This window comes from Cupriavidus sp. SK-3, from assembly GCF_000611145.1.
Classification (GTDB): domain Bacteria; phylum Pseudomonadota; class Gammaproteobacteria; order Burkholderiales; family Burkholderiaceae; genus Cupriavidus.
This window is the reverse complement of record NZ_JFJV02000063.1, coordinates 28083-28662: the sequence shown is the minus strand read 5'-3', so window position 1 is coordinate 28662 and position 580 is coordinate 28083. Positions and strand designations below refer to the sequence as shown.

Sequence of the window (580 nt, the reverse complement as noted above, 5' to 3'; positions counted from 1 at the left end):
GCGAGAGCCGCCAGGGCGAGAGCCGCCAGGGTGAGAACCGCCAGGAGGAGAACCGCCAGGGTGAGAGCCGCGAGCGGCGCGATAAGCGCGGTCGCCGTAACGACAACCGTCGCGGCGATGGTCGTCAAGGCGATGATCGCCAGGCTTCCCAGCAACAGTACGGATCGCGCCCGGCGCCTGCGCAGCAGCCGGCGCTGCCCGTCCAGCCCGCACCGCTGCCCGAACTCGCTGCTCCCGCACCCGTGAGCCAGCCTGTCGCCACCTTCGTGGTCGATCCAATGGATGCCCTGGAGCGTGAAGCGCTGGCCCTCGATGGCGATGAGCAGCAGGCAGATGAACAGACGGAAATCGAGTCCGGCGATACGAACGGTGCGCGCCGCCGCCGACCGCCCAAGCCTGAGGTCACGCTGAGCGAGATCCCGTGGCCGATCGACCGCTCGATCTTCGTGGCGCCGTCCGCGACGGTGGTAGCGCCGGTCGTGGAGGCAATCGAAGTCGTCGAGGTGGTCGAGTTTGTCGAAGTGCCAGAGGCATTCGAGCCGATCGAAGCTGCCGAGGTGATCGAAGCCGTCGAATCGGT

Annotated in this window: 1 pseudogene; it reads left to right on the top strand. The window is 67.8% G+C overall.

The annotated features are described in order from the left end of the window. A pseudogene (locus tag CF70_RS36490) lies at nt 1-580 on the top strand (hypothetical protein); the annotation flags it as partial.